19 protein-coding genes and 2 pseudogenes are annotated in these 19311 nt (G+C 36.0%); 14 read left to right on the top strand and 7 right to left on the bottom strand.

Translation table 11 applies throughout. The annotated features are described in order from the left end of the window. The first annotated feature begins 40 nt into the window (after window positions 1-40). Complete coding sequence (speB, locus tag F7731_RS09380) at window positions 41-1030, top strand: agmatinase (protein ID WP_151534525.1); 990 nt, start codon at window positions 41-43, stop codon at window positions 1028-1030. Window positions 1031-1330: 300 nt separating this feature from the next. Here the strand turns inward: speB and F7731_RS27265 are convergent, their stop codons facing one another. The 3 genes from F7731_RS27265 to F7731_RS09395 all read right to left on the bottom strand — a co-directional run bounded on the left by F7731_RS27265 (window position 1331) and on the right by F7731_RS09395 (window position 4007). Continuing rightward, window positions 1331-1792 carry a competence protein ComK gene (locus F7731_RS27265; RefSeq protein ID WP_425481992.1) on the bottom strand — a complete coding sequence of 154 codons (462 nt, stop codon included), beginning with the start codon at window positions 1790-1792 and terminating at the stop codon, window positions 1331-1333. A gap of 587 nt (window positions 1793-2379) precedes the next feature. Further along, a complete protein-coding gene (locus F7731_RS09390; protein ID WP_151534527.1) occupies window positions 2380-2880 on the bottom strand; it encodes a sigma-70 family RNA polymerase sigma factor in 501 nt (166 codons plus the stop codon). A 248-nt stretch (window positions 2881-3128) separates the two neighbouring features. Further along, a complete protein-coding gene (locus F7731_RS09395) occupies window positions 3129-4007 on the bottom strand; it encodes a hypothetical protein (RefSeq protein WP_246197169.1) in 879 nt (292 codons plus the stop codon). 577 nt (window positions 4008-4584) lie between these two features. On the opposite strand from F7731_RS09395, the gene F7731_RS09400 reads away from it, so the two are divergent. The 7 genes from F7731_RS09400 to F7731_RS09425 all read left to right on the top strand — a co-directional run bounded on the left by F7731_RS09400 (window position 4585) and on the right by F7731_RS09425 (window position 9007). Then, the gene (locus tag F7731_RS09400) at window positions 4585-4827 is read left to right on the top strand and encodes a hypothetical protein (RefSeq protein ID WP_151534528.1); all 243 of its coding nucleotides are present in this window, start codon (window positions 4585-4587) and stop codon (window positions 4825-4827) included. 484 nt (window positions 4828-5311) lie between these two features. Continuing rightward, a complete protein-coding gene (locus F7731_RS09405) occupies window positions 5312-5623 on the top strand; it encodes a hypothetical protein (RefSeq protein ID WP_151534529.1) in 312 nt (103 codons plus the stop codon). A 166-nt stretch (window positions 5624-5789) separates the two neighbouring features. Then, window positions 5790-6005: a hypothetical protein gene (locus tag F7731_RS09410; protein ID WP_151534530.1), complete on the top strand. Its 216-nt coding sequence runs from the start codon at window positions 5790-5792 to the stop codon at window positions 6003-6005. Window positions 6006-6078: 73 nt separating this feature from the next. Next, window positions 6079-6852 (top strand): TraX family protein, encoded by a 774-nt coding sequence (locus tag F7731_RS09415; protein ID WP_151534531.1) that lies wholly within the window; start codon window positions 6079-6081, stop codon window positions 6850-6852. A gap of 330 nt (window positions 6853-7182) precedes the next feature. Beyond that, a complete protein-coding gene (locus tag F7731_RS09420; RefSeq protein ID WP_151534532.1) occupies window positions 7183-7947 on the top strand; it encodes a hypothetical protein in 765 nt (254 codons plus the stop codon). Window positions 7948-8120: 173 nt separating this feature from the next. Next, entirely contained in the window at window positions 8121-8297 is a 177-nt protein-coding gene (locus F7731_RS26435; RefSeq protein WP_170289669.1) for a hypothetical protein, read from the top strand. A 221-nt stretch (window positions 8298-8518) separates the two neighbouring features. Next, on the top strand, window positions 8519-9007 hold the full coding sequence (locus F7731_RS09425) for a DinB family protein (protein WP_151534533.1): 489 nt from the start codon (window positions 8519-8521) through the stop codon (window positions 9005-9007). Window positions 9008-9788: 781 nt separating this feature from the next. Here F7731_RS09425 and F7731_RS09430 read toward each other — a convergent pair. Continuing rightward, window positions 9789-10073, bottom strand: a pseudogene (locus F7731_RS09430) (tyrosine-type recombinase/integrase); the annotation flags it as partial. On the opposite strand from F7731_RS09430, the gene F7731_RS09435 reads away from it, so the two are divergent. Next, window positions 10067-10393 carry a hypothetical protein gene (locus tag F7731_RS09435; RefSeq protein WP_151534534.1) on the top strand — a complete coding sequence of 109 codons (327 nt, stop codon included), beginning with the start codon at window positions 10067-10069 and terminating at the stop codon, window positions 10391-10393. The pseudogene F7731_RS09430 and the gene F7731_RS09435 sit on opposite strands and share 7 nt — an antisense overlap. Window positions 10394-10691: 298 nt before the next feature. Here the strand turns inward: F7731_RS09435 and tatC are convergent, their stop codons facing one another. The 3 genes from tatC to F7731_RS09450 all read right to left on the bottom strand — a co-directional run bounded on the left by tatC (window position 10692) and on the right by F7731_RS09450 (window position 13448). Then, window positions 10692-11417 (bottom strand): twin-arginine translocase subunit TatC, encoded by a 726-nt coding sequence (gene tatC / locus F7731_RS09440; RefSeq protein WP_151534535.1) that lies wholly within the window; start codon window positions 11415-11417, stop codon window positions 10692-10694. A gap of 71 nt (window positions 11418-11488) precedes the next feature. Then, entirely contained in the window at window positions 11489-11689 is a 201-nt protein-coding gene (locus tag F7731_RS09445; protein WP_151534536.1) for a twin-arginine translocase TatA/TatE family subunit, read from the bottom strand. A 49-nt stretch (window positions 11690-11738) separates the two neighbouring features. Continuing rightward, window positions 11739-13448 (bottom strand): metallophosphoesterase family protein, encoded by a 1710-nt coding sequence (locus tag F7731_RS09450; protein WP_151534537.1) that lies wholly within the window; start codon window positions 13446-13448, stop codon window positions 11739-11741. Window positions 13449-14330: 882 nt separating this feature from the next. Here F7731_RS09450 and F7731_RS09455 point away from each other — a divergent pair. The 5 genes and pseudogenes from F7731_RS09455 to F7731_RS09475 all read left to right on the top strand — a co-directional run bounded on the left by F7731_RS09455 (window position 14331) and on the right by F7731_RS09475 (window position 19127). Then, window positions 14331-14805, top strand: a pseudogene (locus tag F7731_RS09455) (recombinase family protein). 640 nt (window positions 14806-15445) lie between these two features. Continuing rightward, window positions 15446-16192: an alpha/beta fold hydrolase gene (locus F7731_RS09460; RefSeq protein WP_151534538.1), complete on the top strand. Its 747-nt coding sequence runs from the start codon at window positions 15446-15448 to the stop codon at window positions 16190-16192. 218 nt (window positions 16193-16410) lie between these two features. Then, complete coding sequence (locus F7731_RS09465; protein ID WP_151534539.1) at window positions 16411-16665, top strand: colicin immunity domain-containing protein; 255 nt, start codon at window positions 16411-16413, stop codon at window positions 16663-16665. Between the two features lie 286 nt (window positions 16666-16951). After that, a complete protein-coding gene (locus tag F7731_RS09470) occupies window positions 16952-17485 on the top strand; it encodes an RNA polymerase sigma factor (RefSeq protein ID WP_151534540.1) in 534 nt (177 codons plus the stop codon). Next, window positions 17472-19127, top strand: a complete 1656-nt coding sequence (locus F7731_RS09475; protein ID WP_151534541.1) for a DUF4179 domain-containing protein — start codon at window positions 17472-17474, stop codon at window positions 19125-19127. The genes F7731_RS09470 and F7731_RS09475 overlap by 14 nt, the downstream gene beginning before the upstream one ends. Window positions 19128-19311: the final 184 nt, after the last annotated feature.

Here is a 19311-nt window from a genome sequence, read left to right on the forward strand (position 1 = left end):
ATAATTTTGTAGAATTTGAGATTATAAGGAGGAAAAAATGATGGTAAAACATGATGAAAAACAAATTTTGAACTTGCCTTTTACAGGAATCTCTACTTTTGGAAAATATCCAGTATGCCCTGATCTTGATCAATTGGATGCGGATGTAGCAGTAATCGGAGTACCTAATGATATGGGTACACAATGGAAGTCTGGAGCAAGAATGGGTCCAAGAGGAATTCGTGAAGGTTCTACATTGTACAGCTTCGGTCTTGATGGTGCCTATGATATTGAAAACGATATCATGTATCTTGGCCCAGATTGGAAAGTTGTGGATTGTGGCGATGTCGATATGGTTCATGGGGATCTTATGCAATGTCATGAAAACACCGAAGAGGCGATTCGAAAGATTGTTTCTAAAGGTGCCATGCCAGTCGTATTAGGAGGGGATCATTCCATCACAGCTGCAGTTGGAAAAGGATTGGAGGAATTAGGACCATTCCATGTCATTCAAATAGATGCCCATTTAGACTGGGCTGATCACCGTTCAGGTATGCGTTATGGCCACGGAAACTGTATTCGCCGTTTGTCTGAGTTGGATCATGTACAGAGAATATTCCAGTTTGGGATTCGTGGTATTAGCAGCAGTAAAAAAGAAGATGTTGATGCTGCAAGAGAATATGGAAGTGTCATTTTATCTCCACGCCAAATGAGAAAAATGGGCTTGGAGCAAGTGCTGGAGCAAATTCCAGCAGGTGAAAAATATTATGTAACCATTGACATTGATGGTATCGATCCTTCCATCGCGCCTGGAACGGGAACACCATCTCCTGGTGGCCTACTTTATGATGAAGTGAATGAGTTGTTGCAAGGAATTGCGAAAAGAGGCGAAGTAATCGGGTTTGATTTAGTTGAAGTTGCACCACCTTATGATCCTACTGGTATGACTGGACAAGTAGCTGCCCGTATCTCATTGGATTTACTAAGCTATGTTTTAAAAGAAAAAGAGAAAAAAAGAGAAAAGGAAAAGACTCTTTCTTCTCATGTATAAGTAGATAGAACGATTAACTCACTAGCTCTCTGCAGTAGCTTAATAGCCTTTGCAGGGGGCTTTTTTATGTATCAGCTATTCTCATACCCTTACCTACTGGTAGCTGACATTTGGCCTTCTCAAGTGTTTTTATTAATCAAACGTTTGATTGAATATGAATAAACCCTTAAGTTAATTGGTGTCTGGCCCCCGTACTAAGCACAAAAGTTTACTTTGGGAGTGACAGTGCACTCCCAAAAATAATAAAAACTAGCTATGTAAACGCGTAATTACTCACGCTGGTGATTCGCATCGTTTAGATTATGAAACCCTATTTTCTCTTGTCATATTTTCTAGCTGTTCCGCTATCTGCAATTTGCTGTTGAAGGAGCAAAGCTTCGCTCGGATGATTTTGGTTTTACCGTTACTGAACGTGATAAATGTTTGGCGTTTGTGGCTTGTGGTTCTCTTGATGTGGTTGGGGTTAAACCAGATGCATTCTTCATGTTTAGCTGATTGAGTAGGAAACAAGACAATTCTCTGAATTGGACAGACCAAAACAGGGTGATGATAGATATTGCCCAGTAGCCTTTTCGAAGTTTCCATGGCGCCTTTTAAATTATACCCAATTCTCACTATACTATCGTCGATTATTTCAAGAGGTGATTTGTCGACCATAAATGTCTTTTCCGTTTCCTTAACGAGGGTGCATAACTTCCCGTGTCGATCACGATATCCTTTCATGTACTTGAAATCTTTGTTAATGGTATATTGACTTCGCATAAACAAGTAAATCGGCTCCTTTATGTAAATTATTCTAATGAACAATTGGCTTACTCGGATTTCTTTTTACCCATCCGTGCTCGGTGCACATCATTCTCAATTTCTTTCACTCAATAAAATGTCATGTCAAACGCTGTTTTAAGAACGCTGAGGGTGATTAATCGTGGGTTTGGGTGTTGCTTTCTAACACACTGTTAGTTTTGAATTGAGCTGACATTCGAAAACTAGGTTTTTCTATGTACGCAGCTTTAATTATTCGGTATCTTATCTTTAATCTGATTTGTACTGGATTGCACTTTTCTCTAATATCCTCCTTTCGAACTATATATAATATTAGGATACCATTTTTAGTGGTTAAAAGGTCCTTGAATATTTCTTTTTGTAAAGGAATATTCAAAAGGGTCATGATATTTTGTAGAATCCAGTCGTATTGATCAAGGTAAATGATCAAAAAATCCTTATTCTATAAGGTTTTCAGAATAATTAGATAGTAAAGGGTAATTGTGAAATCAAATTGTGAAAAATTTATGAATCTTTTATTTTTTCGTAGGAATCAAGAGAAAACTTCTCTTGATTCCCATTAAAACTTAAAAAATCTGATTTTCTTCCCTAGCTTTTTTAAACTTTTTCTTTGCGGCGGCCCGCCAGTTTTTCACAGCCGATAAAGATACTTGTTCCATAGCAGCGATTTCTTTAACAGTGAAGCTCTTGAGAAAGGTATAGAGAACCCACTTTGTCTGCTGCTCTGTCAAGCCGCCCGCCTGGCAATAGGCAAGCAAAATATCCTCCTCCAATGGGCAGAAGCTGAGCTCATCCTCAATATATTCCCAAAATTCCTCTTTGACGATGACGGCCCTGTCTGTATGCCGATTCGATTGGTTCATCTCTGTAAGCAGTCTTCCTTTGATAAACGTATAAGCGTAATTCATGAAATTCCCTTTTTCCGGATCAAACCGTTGATGAGCCTCCCATAAACCAATTAGACCGATCTGGAAGAACTCATCCTTGTTCGTATAAATGTTCAACGACGAAATAATCTTGTGAATCATTGGCGTGTATTGACTCGATACTTGCTCAAAGCTTTCCATCCTAGGGTTCCCCTTCGGAAAGCGCGCTTTACCATGTATTCCCGGGTACCTTCACCATAGAGGAAAGCAAATGTTCCATCGAACAGCCAAAAATCCAATTTGGAGCGAAAAAACACCCTCAAACATTAAAAATACGCATCAAAAAGGAACATCGACCCCAAAAACAGCAAGTTAAGACAATTATCAATCAAAAGGTGTCAACATGGTGTCTGTCAACAAGGTGTCAGACACCCGCCGTGGACAAACCGTTAATTTTTCCATTGTGTAAGGACACTGTTTTGGGACAGGTTCGTTGTTTCGAACAGCTTAAGAAAAGTCGATGCATGGGACGAATGCCTTGAGCTTTTTCCTTCTGTAGAAAAGCCCATGTCAAATAGCTCTTCAAAATAGAGCTCCTGTAACTTTTTATGTAAGATTCCATAGAAATAAGCGGTTGGTTTAGCAACTCTAACACTTGTCTTCATTTTGCGAATCAGCTGCTTAAATGAATGGATAGCAAGTGTCGTTAGCTGGCCTAAATCATTCTCACAATTATGGCGATAGGCAGCAATTGTTGCCATTCTCCAAAATTCTTCTATCTTTTTAGCATGAGGAAAAAAGCACTTCACGACTTGAATGAATTCACTAGGAATACGATCACTTGTATACGTATCGTCTAGCGATTCGTTTACGATACGTTTATTTTTATTTTTAATATTAGTTTTAGAAAGATTGCTAGTTTTATTATGGTGGTCCATTTTTTCCTCTTTAGGTAGTTCACTCTTAGGGAAACGATTAAATACGTACAGATTGCTCGATTGAGAACCATTTTTCCTTTCCGTTTCATAGACCGTCATCATGCCAAGCTCTGCTACCTTGGCAAGCATTCTTTTAAATGTGGAGCGGGAAATGCCGTTTCCGTTGTATTCCTCATGAATAGCTTTTAACATCGTGCCGATTTTTGCATTGCACACACCTGGGAATTTTGCGGCAAAGCGGATCAGTCGCTTAAGTCCAACCAATTCGCTTTTCGTGAACTTGTCCTTATGAACCGCCATCCACATTTCAATATGCGTATTAAACTCCGGAAGACTCTTAAACCGCGAAAAAGACGCAAACTCTTTGATATTGCCTGATTTTAAATTCATTTAAATGCACCACCCTTTACTTGCTATATAGGTGGTTAGGGTGGGAAAGGACAGGGGGGTGGAAGATTTGTCTCGAGGCGGGGAAAATAGTTAATCAAACGTTTGATTGAAAAGGCTGAAATGGTTGAGCCACATGGTCTTAAGGGCTTTAATCAAACGTTTGATTAATATGTATGTTCGCATTGGTTTGGATGGTGAAGGCAGTTAAATATGGATGTAGTGGTGTTTACCATAAACTAGTTTTTGCGTCTCCTATATTTTCAAAGTCACTAATTATACGAAGAAGCTCTTAGAAAGCACAATTTCTAAATTTGCGTTATCTATGACAGCCCTCCATACCAGGACTGTTTTATTTTTGGTGTTTGGCAAACGTCTAATTAGGGTATTTACAAGGATATTACTGTTAGATTGTACTTAATTGAGTACTATTAGAAAAGTGTTATAATCGGAAGGGTCAAATGCCACTTTTGTTAAGGGAGATTCTTCTTCTAAAATGGATAATTTACGAAAGTGAGTAACAAATTATAATTAATAAAATACATATAAGATTTCCGCACGATAAGAAAGGTAGGCAAAGATGAAAGAGATTACTTTTGAGAATTTGACAAATATGGTTGAGGTTTCATTATCGGATTCTGAACTCTTTGTAAACCGCGTCAGGTTAACAAATGCCAAGAAAATACAATTCAAAGATATTGAATCAATGCTGATTAAATTAAGTGTTTTAAACGATAAGGATGAGCTTATAGCAAGTTTATCTGTTGGAGCTCACGAGAGATTACTGGTGAATGAAGGGTGGAGTTATATTGAGCGGGTTTAGAACCCTTGTAACAGTAAAATGAATAAATAAATTACTTCATATCTAATTGAATATCACGAATGAATGAGCAGTAGACATCATCTTTTCTAATAAAAGAATAGCCCTTCTTACTTTGTAGTATTAAAGATAAGTGAATGTATGTTTTTATTATGAAAATACTTACTTATCTTTAATGTCACACATAATATAAAATTAGTACATCACTTTATTAGTGGTGTACTTTTTATTTATTAGCCCTCTTATATGACCTCATTTACTACTACAACATCAAAGTTTTCACCACAAAAACACAATAAATAGCATTTGTTTCTTCAACAAACGGGCCATTTAATTGAATAACACTTAAAAGAAATTTGGATATGTATGTTAGAGCTTAGTAGAGATTGTGAAGGTTTATACTTAAACTAACGAGCAGAATAGTTAAATAAACATTATGGGTTTTTATGGTAATATAAGATAGAGTCGAAAGCTTTGGAGGATGAATATGGAAGGGTTAGATATATACGATTGGTCAAGGTTAGTTTTTATCACTTTTATAATTAGTTTAATTGTTGTGGCCATTATTTTATTGGTACAAAGAAAACGAAACATTGTTAATGGATTTACACTGGCTATTCTTGCGGTAACTTCTATAATTGCTTCTGGTATTAATCTTATTATCCTAGGATACATAGCTGATGAATTAGGTTTAGGCGGAGATATTATTTCTTCATATATGTTTCTAATAATTTTGGGGTTAGTCATACTTAATTGGATTATTTATGCTAAAAATAAAGACAAAAATATTAGTGATTAATAACGGACTTAATGATATAAAGAATTGCTGTTATTCAAGTAACAGGTGCAAGAGTTAAACAAGGTGTTGCAGCGGCAGCATCTTTTTTCTTGTTGTGCTAACGGTGCAGAATAGTTCAACAATCATTAGGAAATATGTGGTAGTCTGTATTAAGGGGGGAATAGAATTGAACGATAAAAAAATAAGATTATCTTTAACTGGTGCAATAGTAATTTTAAGTATATGCATATTAATTGCTGCTTCAAATATTTCAAGTGCTATAAGATATTTAGGTGATAACACCGCAAAAAATAATAATGATTACGAATTAAACAGATTTAATGATAATTTTGAAGAACTGATAAAAACTCTTAAAGAGAAACACGAGGATGTTAGTCGATGATTACTTTAAGTAGTCAAAAAAATAGAATCGCCTTTTTCTTATGTCCTCATTTTAAAGAGAGGAAGTTCCTAAATTGACTACTACTATGCTAAAAATTATCGCCTTAATTTTAATGGTACTTGACCACATTGGTTTATTTATTCCAAATACCCCCGAGTTACTAAGGTGGTTAGGACGAATCGCTGCACCGATTTTCATTTTTGGAGTTGCTATCGGATTTAAACATACATCGAATCATAAGAAATACTTATTCCGTTTGTATGTCGCGGGATTTTTAATGTCCTTTATCAATTTATATTTTAATAGTATCAATGCTCATACAGGGGTTGAAATTACCAATAACTTCTTTACAACACTTTTCCTGTTAGCTTGGCTTCTTTTTTTAATTGAACATAAAAAAATAAAATACTATGTTTATTTTCTATTATGGCAAATCGTTAGTACCATTTTCTGTGTACTTTTTTCGGAAATATTAGTTATTTACACAAGGGCTTCTCATTATTTTTATGGCTCCATATTTGGAAATTTATTTTTCGTTGAGGGCGGAATAACTATTATCCTTTTAGGAGTGCTTTTTTATTTATCGAAAACTAAGATACAACTTAGTGTAAGTTACTCTGCTTATTGTTTATTCCTGTATATTGCTACTGAAAGATGGGGTGGAAATCCTGGGGCAATTGCATTTTACCTTTTCCCTTTCGCTAAATATCAATGGATAATGATTTTCGCATTACCAATTATGTTACTTTATAACGGTAAAAAGGGAGTTGGAATGAAATACTTTTTTTATTTGTTCTATCCTATACATATCATTGTCCTCTATTTAATTGGGATAAGTTTAATATAGTAAAAAAAATATAGAGTATAGGGTTAATGACAAAACCTTTTCGCTTAAACAGGTTTGTGAATAAATGTACTTAAACAAACGGGTACGTTAGTTAATTAAGAATTAAGTGATCTTAAGTTTGAGAACTTATAGCTATTCCATTAAAGGGCGCAATTCTTGAAGAGGAATTGTGCCTTTTTCAGTAATCGGGCCAGATTGTGGAATACATGAGATTTTTGACACAGAGTAGTTAATCTATTTCATGAAAATGGTATAATTTATTGAATGCAACAAAAACTTTGTGGCCTAAGCAGTTATAGCTAAATATTATTATATCAAAGGTGATAGTAAGTGTTTGAGTGGATGGGAAATCATAAGAAATTGACCATATTAGTTATAGTACTTTTATTTTTGTTTTTTATCATAATAATGCCATTATTTCTTAATTGGATATATTATTTGAATACGCCATGGGACTTTTTTAAAGTAGGGTATGATATATCAAATATACTAGGGTATTATGGCGCTGTATTGACATTTTTAGGTACAGTGAGTTTAGGCATTATAACAGTATATCAAAATTATGTGTCGCATCAAAAAACAGATGAAATAAATAAATTAACGCTAGAATTACAAAAAAAGAGTATGGCAATGGCAGAACAGAGATATGAGAAGGAAAAGCTAGATGAAATTAAGAAAAACACTCCAAAATTTGAATTGAAAAATAGTAGCAGCAACGGAAATTATATGAATTTGAGAGCAGAATTAAAAAATGTTTCTGATTTTATTGTCTCTGGGATAAAGTCAATTTCATTTGAAGTATTTGATGAAACTAATGCTATTGTAACAACTTCACATAAAGCCCAAAGTAAGGAAACTTCACTTTCACCAGGTGATAGCGCAATAATAGAATTTCATAATGATCAGCTGAGATCAAAAACTTCTAAAGTTGAATCTGGAAGCAACATACCTGATACCTTGAAAAATTTAACAATAATATGGAGTTTTCAATGTGAGGACCAATTTGGAAATACACATTATTTAAAAGCAAAATTAGATATAGAAGATAGTAAAAATTTTGTTGGACATCCTTGGGAAGTACAAAAAGTAGGATGAAAAAATATGACTTATCAACATAGCACTAATGCGAATTATTAATAACGCTCTTCCGCAATCGGGCGCTATCCTTGAAGAAGAAGGATAAAGCAAATTTCGATTTAAGGGCCATTTAAGGAACATGATGAAGGAAAAGAAATCTATCCATTAGTAGGTTTATGAGGGGGAAATCAATGTTTTGGAGCATTGTAGCTGTATTATTTATCTTATATGTCGTATTTAGCCTTTCGACAATTAAATATCAATTAAAACAGATTTCAAAACATCTAAATATCAAAGATGTTGGAATACAAAGGGTAAGCGATGATGAAATTGAGAAAGAATTAGAAGATAATTCAAAAAGGTCATAAAATATTGTTCGGTGGATATTGAAGTAGCTAATTTAATAGTCGGGCGCTTTTCTGTAACAAGGAACAGCGCCTATTTTCATTATAGGGCCAGATTGTGGAGTAAGGGAGGTAATCAGATGGTTCATCTCGAAATTGTAAGTTATGCCAAAACAACACGCCGCAAATGAATATTGACCAAAGGGATTATCTATTAAAAGGGATAAGATTGGAGGGAATAGAAAATGGATGTAAGGACACTTTTGTTACAACAATGGGCAAGCTGCTTAGATAAAGAAGACTGGTTTCCACCACTTGAAAAAGTACTAGAGAATATTACTTTGGAACAGGCAATTTGGAAACCAGTTGAGGGGGCACATTCCATTTGGGAATTAGTTTGTCATTTACTTTTCTTTGAAAAGAGAATTCTGTTACGCTTTCTTGGTGAAACAGCAAATGAACCAAAGGCAGAAAATAATGACGCTACATATCGATTACCAACTGAGACCTTTCAAAATTGGAAGGAAACAAAACAAGAATACTTTTCTGTTCATCGTGAACTTGAAAAAATACTAGCAAAATCAGATCTAGAAGATTTGTATAGACCGATTCCTGATGACAATCCATTAGTGCTTGAACTGAAGAGTTTAGCAATGCACAACGCATATCATATTGGGCAAATTGTATTCCTCAGTAAAATGCAAGGAGCTTGGGCAGGTAAACGCAGCTTTTAAAAAAGCTTCATTAGCTTTATAGTTATTCCATTATCGGGCGCTTTTCTGAAATAAGGAAAGCGTCTTTCTTCATGAAAAGGGCCATTTAATGGAATAAGACCTTTAAAGGAAACTGGATATTTATGTTAATATATAGATGGTATTGTGAAGAGGTTACTTAAAAAACGGTACTTTGTTCAAGATGAGGTGAGGGGCTAAAATAGGTATGGGATCGGTCTTAATAGGAAGTATAATTTTAAATCATTAAGCTCATATGAGTATCTGTTCCTCTATTTTTGTTATTCCATTAAAGGGCGCTTTTCTGAAATTATGACGAACCCACTTTTTTGGTCATCAATAAGTTGTTGGATAACATTTATTGAAACTGTTTTAGCCCCGTAATCGTGGTTACAACCTGATATAAATAGTGATATACTAAACGCAACAAAAGCCATTTTAATTAGCTTCACTGTTGAAATCATCCTTAACAGGTTTATTTATAAATTTTTACAATTCATCTAATGTTTTCTAAAATCTGTAGTCACACACATGGTCATTTATTTGGTCATGAGAGATTATGAAATCATTTGGCGGTATTTTCTGATTTTCTTTGAAACGTTGATTTTAATGGTTTTTTTGTAGCTATTTTCGAGGATTTACGTGGCGAGCTTATGGGCGGCATGATGTAATAAACATCATAATTCATTGATATATGGGGGTTTTTAGGTAAAAGAAGTTTAAACGCTCATATATTTGCTCATAGTTAGCAAAAATGCTCATTCTTTTTCACAAAAGCTAACTATCAGAGAAGGTCTTTCATCAGTTTACTGAACTGGTGGGAGGCCTTTTCTTCCATATTGGCTGTCATATGAGCGTAAATGTTCATGGTTGTGTTAATGTTCGTATGCCCCAAACGTTGCTGAATCTCCTTTACTCCTACACCCGCCTCAATCAAAAGGGATGTGTGAGTATGTCTGAGTGAGTGAGGAGTAATATTTCTTTCAATACCAGCATTTTTTAACAAACGTTTTAGTCTGGTTTCTACAACCTTTCTTAATTGTAGTGGATATCCATCGTTACGTGCAAAGCTCGGCTAATCAAGCTAATCATCAAGGAATTTTCTTTGATGATAGATTTAATTATTATAGTCCAATGTTAACCGTAAGAAGAGATGCTAAAACTCCTCCTGAATTAATAACGCTACTAGATGAACAAATGAAGAATAGTAATTCTGTTTCCTATCGATTAGATGCCACACTTAGTATTGAAAGGGATAACTATAAACCATTTTATAGAGAGTTTGCAGAAGTATGCCATGGCAGAGAAATTAACCTTGATGATATTCAGTTTCCGCTTCATCAAGGGAAAAATGAATATTTTTGTGTTTTTAATCCAGAAACCATGTAGAAAATCCAGTTTAAAAAATCACATCGGGAGGACTCTGAACGATTGAAGTTGAGGAACTTTGGGACATTCGGGGAAAGGAAAATCAAGAATATTTTTTGACCAAATATTTATATTCTACTTATATAAATAAGTTTATTCATGTAGATGGCTCAACGCTATTTAATGAATGAATCCGTTCGATGAGAAAAAACAGGGACTTGTAATTCAATTGAATGGGGCTGTCCAGAAGGTCATGTTTTTCCACTTTATGGACAGCCCCAATTCTGTCTTATTAGAAAGGAGCATGTTCAATCTTAATTTAAACTTCAAGAGCAGCATTATTTTCTTTTCGGTGATAAACTATTTTTGATAGAAAAATGCTACATTCATACAGAAAGAGCAATGGGATGGCGACAAGAATATCTGATAAAAAATCAGGAGGAGTAATAAGCACTGACGTTAATACTAAGACAAAATACGCATATTTTCTAACTTTTTGTAAGCGGTAAGGGTTTAGTATTCCAATGCTTGTCAAGAACATAATGACCACTGGCAGTTCAAATAATAAACCGAAAGGAATCGTCATATTTATTAAAAACCGAAAATATTTCTCTACCGTAAAGAAATTCATAAACATTTCATCCGATAATGAGAGAAGGAAGTTGAAAACAATCGGAAAGATGAGAAAGTATCCGAAGCATATTCCTAAAATAAACAATATAAATAAGGCGGGAATGTAAGCCAGGGTTACTTTCCTCTCGTTTTCGAATAAGGCCGGCCTGACAAATAGCCAAATTTGGTGAGCAGCGACTGGTATCGTTCCAGCAAGTGCAACAACACAGGACAACATTAAATAGACCCATAATATATCACTGGGACCCAAAACGGCTAGTTGTATCGGAATGTCTTGAACAATCCAATGATAAATGTCTTTCACATAAATAAACGCCAAAATGAAAAAAACGATAAAGGCACCCAAGGTAACAATTAAACGGCTGCGCAATTCGTCTAAATGGCCGATAAGATTCATTTCTTTTTTCCTCATTGTTAACACCTCCATTTAAAAAATAAGATGCAAGTTAAAGGAGCTACTCACATCTTACAAGTTAATGTTATCTACAGGCTTTTTTCTTGCTTCTTATCCAATTGCTCTTTTTCCTGTTCATCATCAGAAACCAGTTCCCGCGTTGATTTTTTAAATTCCTTTAATGTCGAACCAACTGCCCTACCCAGTTCAGGCAATTTTGACGGTCCAAAAATGATCAATGCAATAACTAGAACCAATATTAAGCCTGGAATCCCAATATTTTGGAGCATAAAGTGTACCTCCTGTGTTAATAGCTTATTAAATTAAATGATTAATGGACTATTCCTTGCTTCCAATAGTGAATGTAGCTTGTGCTACAGCGTCATATCCGCTGCCGTAGAAATAAACAAATTTATAAGTGGAACCTTCCTTGTATCTTGAAGAACTGCTTCCTTTATAAGGGAATGTCAGTGTCCCATTTGTCGGATTCGTGTACATCCACCAAATTGAAGCAATATCCCCGGGTTTTTCATTTACTTCATATAATCCGATCCAGTCACTTTTCGGGGCTCTTACATTTTCAACCGTAACTTCTAACGAGTCTTCTACTCCTTTTAAAACATCTTTAGATAACTTTATTGTTGGATCTTTTACTTCACCGTCAAGTGTTTTCCCTAATACTTTTAAAGAATTAGCACTTATATTTTCGAATGCATCCAGAGCATGTACCTCAATATCATACGTAGTGTTAGGCTTTAATTCCCCGATTGTCAATGTTAAAGGGTTAGGCACAGGATCTTTGTAGAATTCCGAGAATGCAAGAAACTCATTGGCTACTTCCCCAGTTTCGGTATTTCTCGCCACCACTCGATAGTCATGTACAAGAAGATCATCTTTTGCTTGACTCAACATAATAGTTAAGCTTGTAACTGCCGTCTTTTCATGATCGATGGAGATCATTGCATCCTTGGCAAAGAAAGGAGCCTTCTTGTCCCGGTCTTCTGTATATTTAAATTTGTTCTTTTCAGCGGGATAACTAATTTCGAATGGCTCTCCTGTCCAATCATTGTTATGAATATCACGGCGTTTAATGATTAATTTATTGTTATACACTTCTACAATCAAAGCTTGATTTAGAAAATCAGCTCCCGCAGGTACTTCACCTTGAATCCTTCCACTATCAAGCCACAAGTATGCACCTGTAGAGGTTCCAATAGAGGTGAAATCTTTTTGGTGAATGATTTTTGGATCATCCAGCGGATAATGTGTGTGGCCGGAAAATGAGACAACTTGCGGATATTTTTTTAATGTATCGTAAAATAGGTCCCTATTTTGAGAGAAGCCCCATTCGCTTCCATATACGGTTCCTTTGATAGGCTGATGATGGAAGACGAAAATCGGTTTTTTCGGGTCGTCAGCGTTTGCCATCTGTAGCTGTTCACCCAGCCATTCAATTTGCCTTACAGAAAAGGTTCCTTCAGTTCTGCCATCTTCCGATCCCAGAATGATAAAATGATAGCCTTTTACTACTTTATGAAAGTAAAGTGTTTCCATCCCGGTTTTCTCAAGGAATCGCTTTTGCGCATTAATTACAGATAATCCATTCCAGTAGTCATGATTACCAATTGCAAACATGGAAACTGCTTTTGGTTGTTTTCGTTTATTATAAGTGGACATAAACTTATCGTATTCTGGTTCAAATCCATTATCTGTTAAATCGCCTACAGCCACAAAAGCATCTTGCTCAGGAATTAATTGATTTAACTGATCTAATGTGGTTATAAATTTTTCTAAATTTGCAACGTTTTGATGGTGAATATGTATATCACTGATAACTGGAAAAACCAAATCTGGTTTATTTCCATTTGTAACCGATGAACTGGATACGGCACTGACAGGTATGCTACTCAGCGAGCCTACCAATGTTAATCCAAAAGCAGCCCCGGCAACCTGCGAAGTCTTTCTAAAAAAATCACGGCGATCCATTTGGTCATTAAAAACATTAGTAGACAACGATTTTCCTGTTTCCTTTTTTGATTGGTCTGTCATTGACTTTCTGCCTTCCTTCCTCAATGAATATAGGTAATAATTGATTCCTAAATGGCAAATATAATTTCCTGTAAGCAATAGAGAGTGCCTTTCATACTATTGTTTTTTTGTTAAATTAGGTATTTAACCCCTTTATTTCAAAAACCATCCTTTCACCTAAAACATTACAATATCATTGTTAAAAGCATGTTAATGCTGTGTAAAAGAATGTATTTTTACATTAAGGAAACAGTTTCATGGGATGTGGCTGCGAAAAATGTGTTATTACCATGCTTTGATAATCTATTAAAACATCAATATTGTGTTTAACAGAATTTTATATAAAAAAGTGTATTTGATGCTTATAATTTTGCTTATACAGTTTTTTATTTTCAGTTTAAGATTATTATAGAATCATTGTAGAAAAGCCGATAAAACAACATCTGTTTTAATGCCATTTTTCCCCATTTTACACCTACATGAATGGGCGGCATGATGTGATGACCGCAAAAACCCTTGATAAATAAGGGTTTTAAAGCGATTTGCTAACAAAATGCTAACATCAGGTATATAAAAGAGGCTTCTCATAAGTTGATTAAACTTTTGAGAAGCGTTTTTCTGTTGTTTACGATAGAAGGTGATGCATTTATTATCATTGATAATAATAGCCTAATGATCTACTCCATGTTTATTCTTATTGCTACTTCTAGTTGTATTCAAATCCGCAATGGCTAATCTACTTACCATCTCTGTTTTTAGTTGGTCTTTGATTACAGCCATTGAAATATACCAATATACTACCTACGACATAGCACTTATTCATTAATTGACAAAAAGTATACCAAACATTGATAGACTATTTACCACTGTAAACCTTCTGATAATTAAAAATGGGGGGGTAACATGAAATATGGATATGCGAGAGTGTCGACAGTTGGACAAGATTTAGAAGGGCAACTTCAAACATTAAAAAATGAAGGCTGCGACAAAATTTATTCCGAAAAATTTACTGAAACAAAAAGGAACGTGTAGAATTTCAAAAATTGCTTTCTATCTTAAGAGAAGGTGATACATTAGTAGTTACCAGCTAGATCGTTTCGCGCGTTCAACGGTGGATGGGATCCAAACTGTAAAAGCTCTATTTGAAAAAGGTATTAAAGTCCATGTTTGAATATGGGATTGGTTGAAGATACACCCTCAGGAAGGCAAGGTTATTGCAAACCAGCGTGATGACTTCCGAGAAGGCAGACCGAATAAATACAACAAGAAACAGATTGAACACGCTCTGCAGCTCCTAGAAAGCAACTCATATACGCAAGTCGAAGTGTCACTTTTGGAGTTATTTTGCACCAATTTTAAGTGCTATTTTGCACTATAAATAAATATAAAAAGTCCAATTTCTCAACATTAAAATTAGAGCAGCTACCCTGTCACTAGGCCACTTTAAGGAGAAGTCGAAAGACCGTTTATAAGATTGAGGCAAAGAATAGCGAACTAAAGTACAGACACAGGTAGAATGTGGCTACATCCTTGGGTCTAAATACAAGTTGGTCGTCATCTACACGGGGAACTGTTTCTGTAAGAGGGGTATGGTAATTGATTCGAAAAAAGGGATCTTCAATCTAAGATTCTTTTTCATGTGCCGATAACCTCTGATTATGTTGAGTGAAAAATTAGAAGTTTTTTAAACATCTAATTCTAAAAAGTTCTACAATAAACACAAGTTAAAATAAATTAATCGGTATTCAACAATCGGGCGCTTTTCTGTAATAAGGAAAGCGTCTTTCTTCATGAAAAGGGCCATTTAATGGAGTAAGCTATTTTGAATTAAAGAAGTTAGATAGTGGAACAAAAAGATATTTATCTAAAAATTCAGTTCGTTTTTATTTTCCTATGGTAAAATATGTAATACGTTGAACTAGGGGAGTGGTTGGGTGAAAACTTAACAATTATTTTTTTGTTAATCTTTATCGGGGTTTCATGAAAATATTAAATTGTAATGGGTGGAGGGATTTTCAATGGATTTGTATTATGAAGTTAATGGTAATGGTCATCCTGTGGTTCTCCTCACTGGTGGTGCTGATGTACGGAACTGGACATTTTTCGCATCTCTTTTAGCGAAACACTACAAGGTCGTTGCTTTTGACTTACGTGGGACAGGGAAATCACCGTCCCCATTAGAAGATGTCAACCATGTTGAAGATTTGCTGTCGCTGCTTGATCATCTAGAAATAAATCAGGCGACACTTATCGGTCACTCAATGGGTGGCCAAATTGCCACCGAATTCACTCTGAATTATCCTGAAAGGGTTTCTAAACTTGTTTTGCTTGCACCTGGATTATCTGGGTTTAGGTATTCAAAGGTATTTGAAGAGAATATGAAGAAGATTCATGAAGCTGCCCCCGATATCGATAAGATGGTTGGGCTTTTGCTCAGTAATCCATCGTATCGTGTTGTAACAGTGAGTCCTCACAGGAATTTGATGGTTCAAATGCTCCGGCACCATATGAATCGAATGTTTGAATGGCCGGCAGTTAAATTGATTTGGCCGGAACCACCGGCCATCGAAAGATTAGGAGAATTGACGGCAAGAACATTATTGATAATCGGTAAGGAGGATTCACTCGATAACCTTGGTGTTGCCAATTACTTTCGAAAGCACTCAGACGCTCGAATCATAGAAATTCCAGGTGCAGACCATATGGTCAATCTCACCCATCCCGAGAAGCTGTATCATCAAATAACTAGTTTTATGAAGGAATGAAAAGTTTACTATGCAAAGGACTCAGGGAGAGAGAGAACGGATTCGTGGCAGCCAAAGAAAACATTCGAAATGCAGTTTCCTATTCAAGAAATAAAAGCTCAAATCATTCGTCAGTTTTGTAACTTAATTAATTTATAAAACGGGCGACAAAATAATATTAATAGTTCAATTATAGGGCGCAATTCTGCCAGCAAGAATTGTGCTTTTTCTTAAGGTTAATGGAGGATTTTATAAATGAAGTAATTACAGTTGGGGATTTTGAACGTGACTATTTAAGAACATTTAAAAACGAAACAGAAAGAATGGATAACACGCTATTTGAAATCTTAAACGGAGCTTTTGAAGCAGTGGATTGTTATTGGCACGAATGCCCACCTGGAAAAGAAACAGCCTTTGAAATATCAGAAAAGCAACTAAGAAAAGAAGTAAGTGAAGCGTTGGTAAGATTAAATAATTTATTGAAAAACTTTTAAGTTTTCTTCACTATCGGATGCTTTAATTTAATAACGATATTCAGCAATCGGGCGCTTTAATTGAACAAGAAGCTAAAAGGATCTTCCAACTGAAGATCCTTTTTCAGTGCCTATAAGGACTTTATGTTAACTAGATTTGTATAGATGTTGATTTGAAAGAAAGTTGTACTGTTTATAAAAAAGTCGTACCGTTTATAAAAAAAGTTTAACCGTTTATAAAAAAGATGAACCTTTTCCAAGAGTCATTTGTTTATAAAGTATAACGTAAAGAAAGGAGTGCCTTGGATTGACAGAACGAGAGTTATTCAATTCTTATAACAAAGATGTGTATCGTACATGCTATTACATGCTGAGGAACGCACAAGATGCGGAAGATCTTTGCCATGACGTATTTGTCACCATTTTTCGCCAGGAATGGAGAAGCGTTGAGCATACACGTGCCTGGATCATGCGTATCACGATGAATCATTGTTTAAACCTGCTTAAAAGGAATCAGACCCAACGGGAAAAACAGAGCCAGGTCCAATGGCTCCATGAGCAGACCACAGCATCGGTTAAATCCATAGACACCATCGTATTGGAAAAAGCAGCTTCCGTGGAATGGGAGAAACTGCTGAATCAGCTTCCGGTCAAGTTGATGGCGGTTGTGACCCTCCGCTATATCGGTGAGTTGTCGATGGCGGAAATCTCCGAAACTTTGAAAATTCCTGTGGGCACCGTGAAGTCGAGACTTCATAAAGCATTGAAAATCTTGCGCAAAAAACTTGAACACAATCACAACTTTTTGTTGAAGGGAGAGAACCAATTTGGAACGCATTGAGAACAATTTGAAAAACAAAATGAAGGAATCAAATAATGTGTCTTATCCTGATTTTGACCGGATGTGGAGCAGTATCCAGCAGGACGAACTGAAGGTTGCCAGCGGTGAATCAGTTGCGCCTCGTCCTCGAAAACGAAAGCGATTTGCTGTGGTGGCAGGGCTATCCTTAGCTCTGATGGCTACACCGGTCTATGCAGCTTTGATTTATGATTGGTCCAGCATCCTTTCCTATAAAGCTGGTATTCAGTCCGTATTAGAACAGGGACTTGGCCAGACCATTGAGCAATCCATTACGAAGAATGATGTTACGTTAACCGTACATACAGCGTTTATTGACGACAACAGGACCTTCTTACTGTACAGTCTGAAACCTGGCTCATCATGGGCTGGAAAGCAAGTGAGCTTTGATCTTATCGGACTTAAAGATCATAAAGGCAACTTCATCGAAGGTAATTATGAACACAAGTGGAATGAGGAGCTCGGTGTATTCCAAGGTTATTTTGAAACAGACTGGGTTGCTAATGGGCAAAAAGTCGATGTCGAGTTTACGATGAAGAATATCAGCTACATAGGCGATGGGAAACAGTCCATCAACTACGACCCTCACGACTCTAAAACTCAAGTGTTTCAAATCCAGAAGGATGGGATTGACAGTGTGACCCTGCAGTCTTTCGAACAATCTGAAGATCGAATGCTACTTCAATCGTCCATTACGTTTACGGATCCTGAAATAAAGAGCAGAAGTTGGGTGCGTATCCAAGCCATCAATGATAGGAATAAGCTTATTCAAGAAGCTGAAGTTCCTGTCTTCGGAACCCCGGGAGCCTCTGGAGAATATTTAGGCCAGCAAATATTCAAGTCTGAGTCCTTACATGTTGAAGGCACCCAGTTCCAGCTTGCTTACGATCACACACTAGGAACCGCTGAAGGTACTTGGAGCTTAAAATTAGCTCTATCCAAAAAACAATTAAAAAATGGGTCATTTAAGGAAATGCTAAATATTCCTCTGAATCAGGTGCTTAACGGAACAAAAATCTATGAATGGACGGTTACACCAACCCAAGTCCGTCTGATTCTTACTCATGAACAGAACTACACCCGTTTTCCTTATATGGAATATCAACTAGACGTAGGTGGGACTTTGTTAAAGGGAGGCATATCGCACCTGTATGTTCCCGGGCAACCCAACAAAACGGAGCTGCGCTTTGAAATGGCCGGACTGGATTCAGCTTCCTTGGCAAATCAACCCGTAACCCTAATCGCCAAACACCGCGTCGATGAAATTGCAGGCGACGACAATCCGATTCGCTTGTCTGGCATATCGACTAAACATCAAGGCTTAACTACTCACATCGCGGGGTATCCAATCTCATGGACTTACTATATGAAGGACAATAACCTCTATGTGGAATCTTTAAGCTATGATCCAACGTTTGGTGGAGTCAATCAAACCTATTACCTAGACGGTAAAGATCGAAGCTATGGAAAGCCCGCTATGATGGGACTACTTGGCGGTGGAAATAATAAACATATGGACGTGTATAAGAATTTCGATAAGAATGAGCTCGACATTTACATTTATAATTATACTACCCATAATCGAAATGATGAACTTCGCGTTCAACTTTTGCCTGGAAAATAACATGCTTTAGGGACATCAGTATAGCTGTAAATCTCAGCAAGAACTTAAAGTTATCAATAATCAGCTTTTTATAAAAACACGACCATATAAATTTTAAACCCATCTATTTTGATCAAAGTTTATTTAAAGTAGATGGGATTATTCTATTTATTAATTTAAAATTTATAGCATGCTTTTTAATCAA

Source organism: Cytobacillus depressus (genome assembly GCF_008923245.1).
Classification (GTDB): Bacteria; Bacillota; Bacilli; order Bacillales; family Cytobacillaceae; genus Cytobacillus; species Cytobacillus depressus.

Bases quoted from the DNA above. Each gene is read 5' to 3' on its own strand.
- tatC (WP_151534535.1), bottom strand. From the start codon at position 11,417: ATGAGGAAAAAAGAAATGAATCTTATCGGCCATTTAGACGAATTGCGC.
- F7731_RS26435 (WP_170289669.1), top strand. From the start codon at position 8,121: ATGTTTTGGAGCATTGTAGCTGTATTATTTATCTTATATGTCGTATTT.
- F7731_RS09460 (WP_151534538.1), top strand. From the start codon at position 15,446: ATGGATTTGTATTATGAAGTTAATGGTAATGGTCATCCTGTGGTTCTC.
- F7731_RS09445 (WP_151534536.1), bottom strand. From the start codon at position 11,689: ATGCTCCAAAATATTGGGATTCCAGGCTTAATATTGGTTCTAGTTATT.
- F7731_RS09465 (WP_151534539.1), top strand. From the start codon at position 16,411: ATGGAGGATTTTATAAATGAAGTAATTACAGTTGGGGATTTTGAACGT.
- speB (WP_151534525.1), top strand. From the start codon at position 41: ATGGTAAAACATGATGAAAAACAAATTTTGAACTTGCCTTTTACAGGA.
- F7731_RS09395 (WP_246197169.1), bottom strand. From the start codon at position 4,007: ATGAATTTAAAATCAGGCAATATCAAAGAGTTTGCGTCTTTTTCGCGG.
- F7731_RS09390 (WP_151534527.1), bottom strand. From the start codon at position 2,880: ATGGAAAGCTTTGAGCAAGTATCGAGTCAATACACGCCAATGATTCAC.
- F7731_RS09400 (WP_151534528.1), top strand. From the start codon at position 4,585: ATGAAAGAGATTACTTTTGAGAATTTGACAAATATGGTTGAGGTTTCA.
- F7731_RS09450 (WP_151534537.1), bottom strand. From the start codon at position 13,448: ATGACAGACCAATCAAAAAAGGAAACAGGAAAATCGTTGTCTACTAAT.
- F7731_RS27265 (WP_425481992.1), bottom strand. From the start codon at position 1,792: ATGCGAAGTCAATATACCATTAACAAAGATTTCAAGTACATGAAAGGA.
- F7731_RS09425 (WP_151534533.1), top strand. From the start codon at position 8,519: ATGGATGTAAGGACACTTTTGTTACAACAATGGGCAAGCTGCTTAGAT.
- F7731_RS09405 (WP_151534529.1), top strand. From the start codon at position 5,312: ATGGAAGGGTTAGATATATACGATTGGTCAAGGTTAGTTTTTATCACT.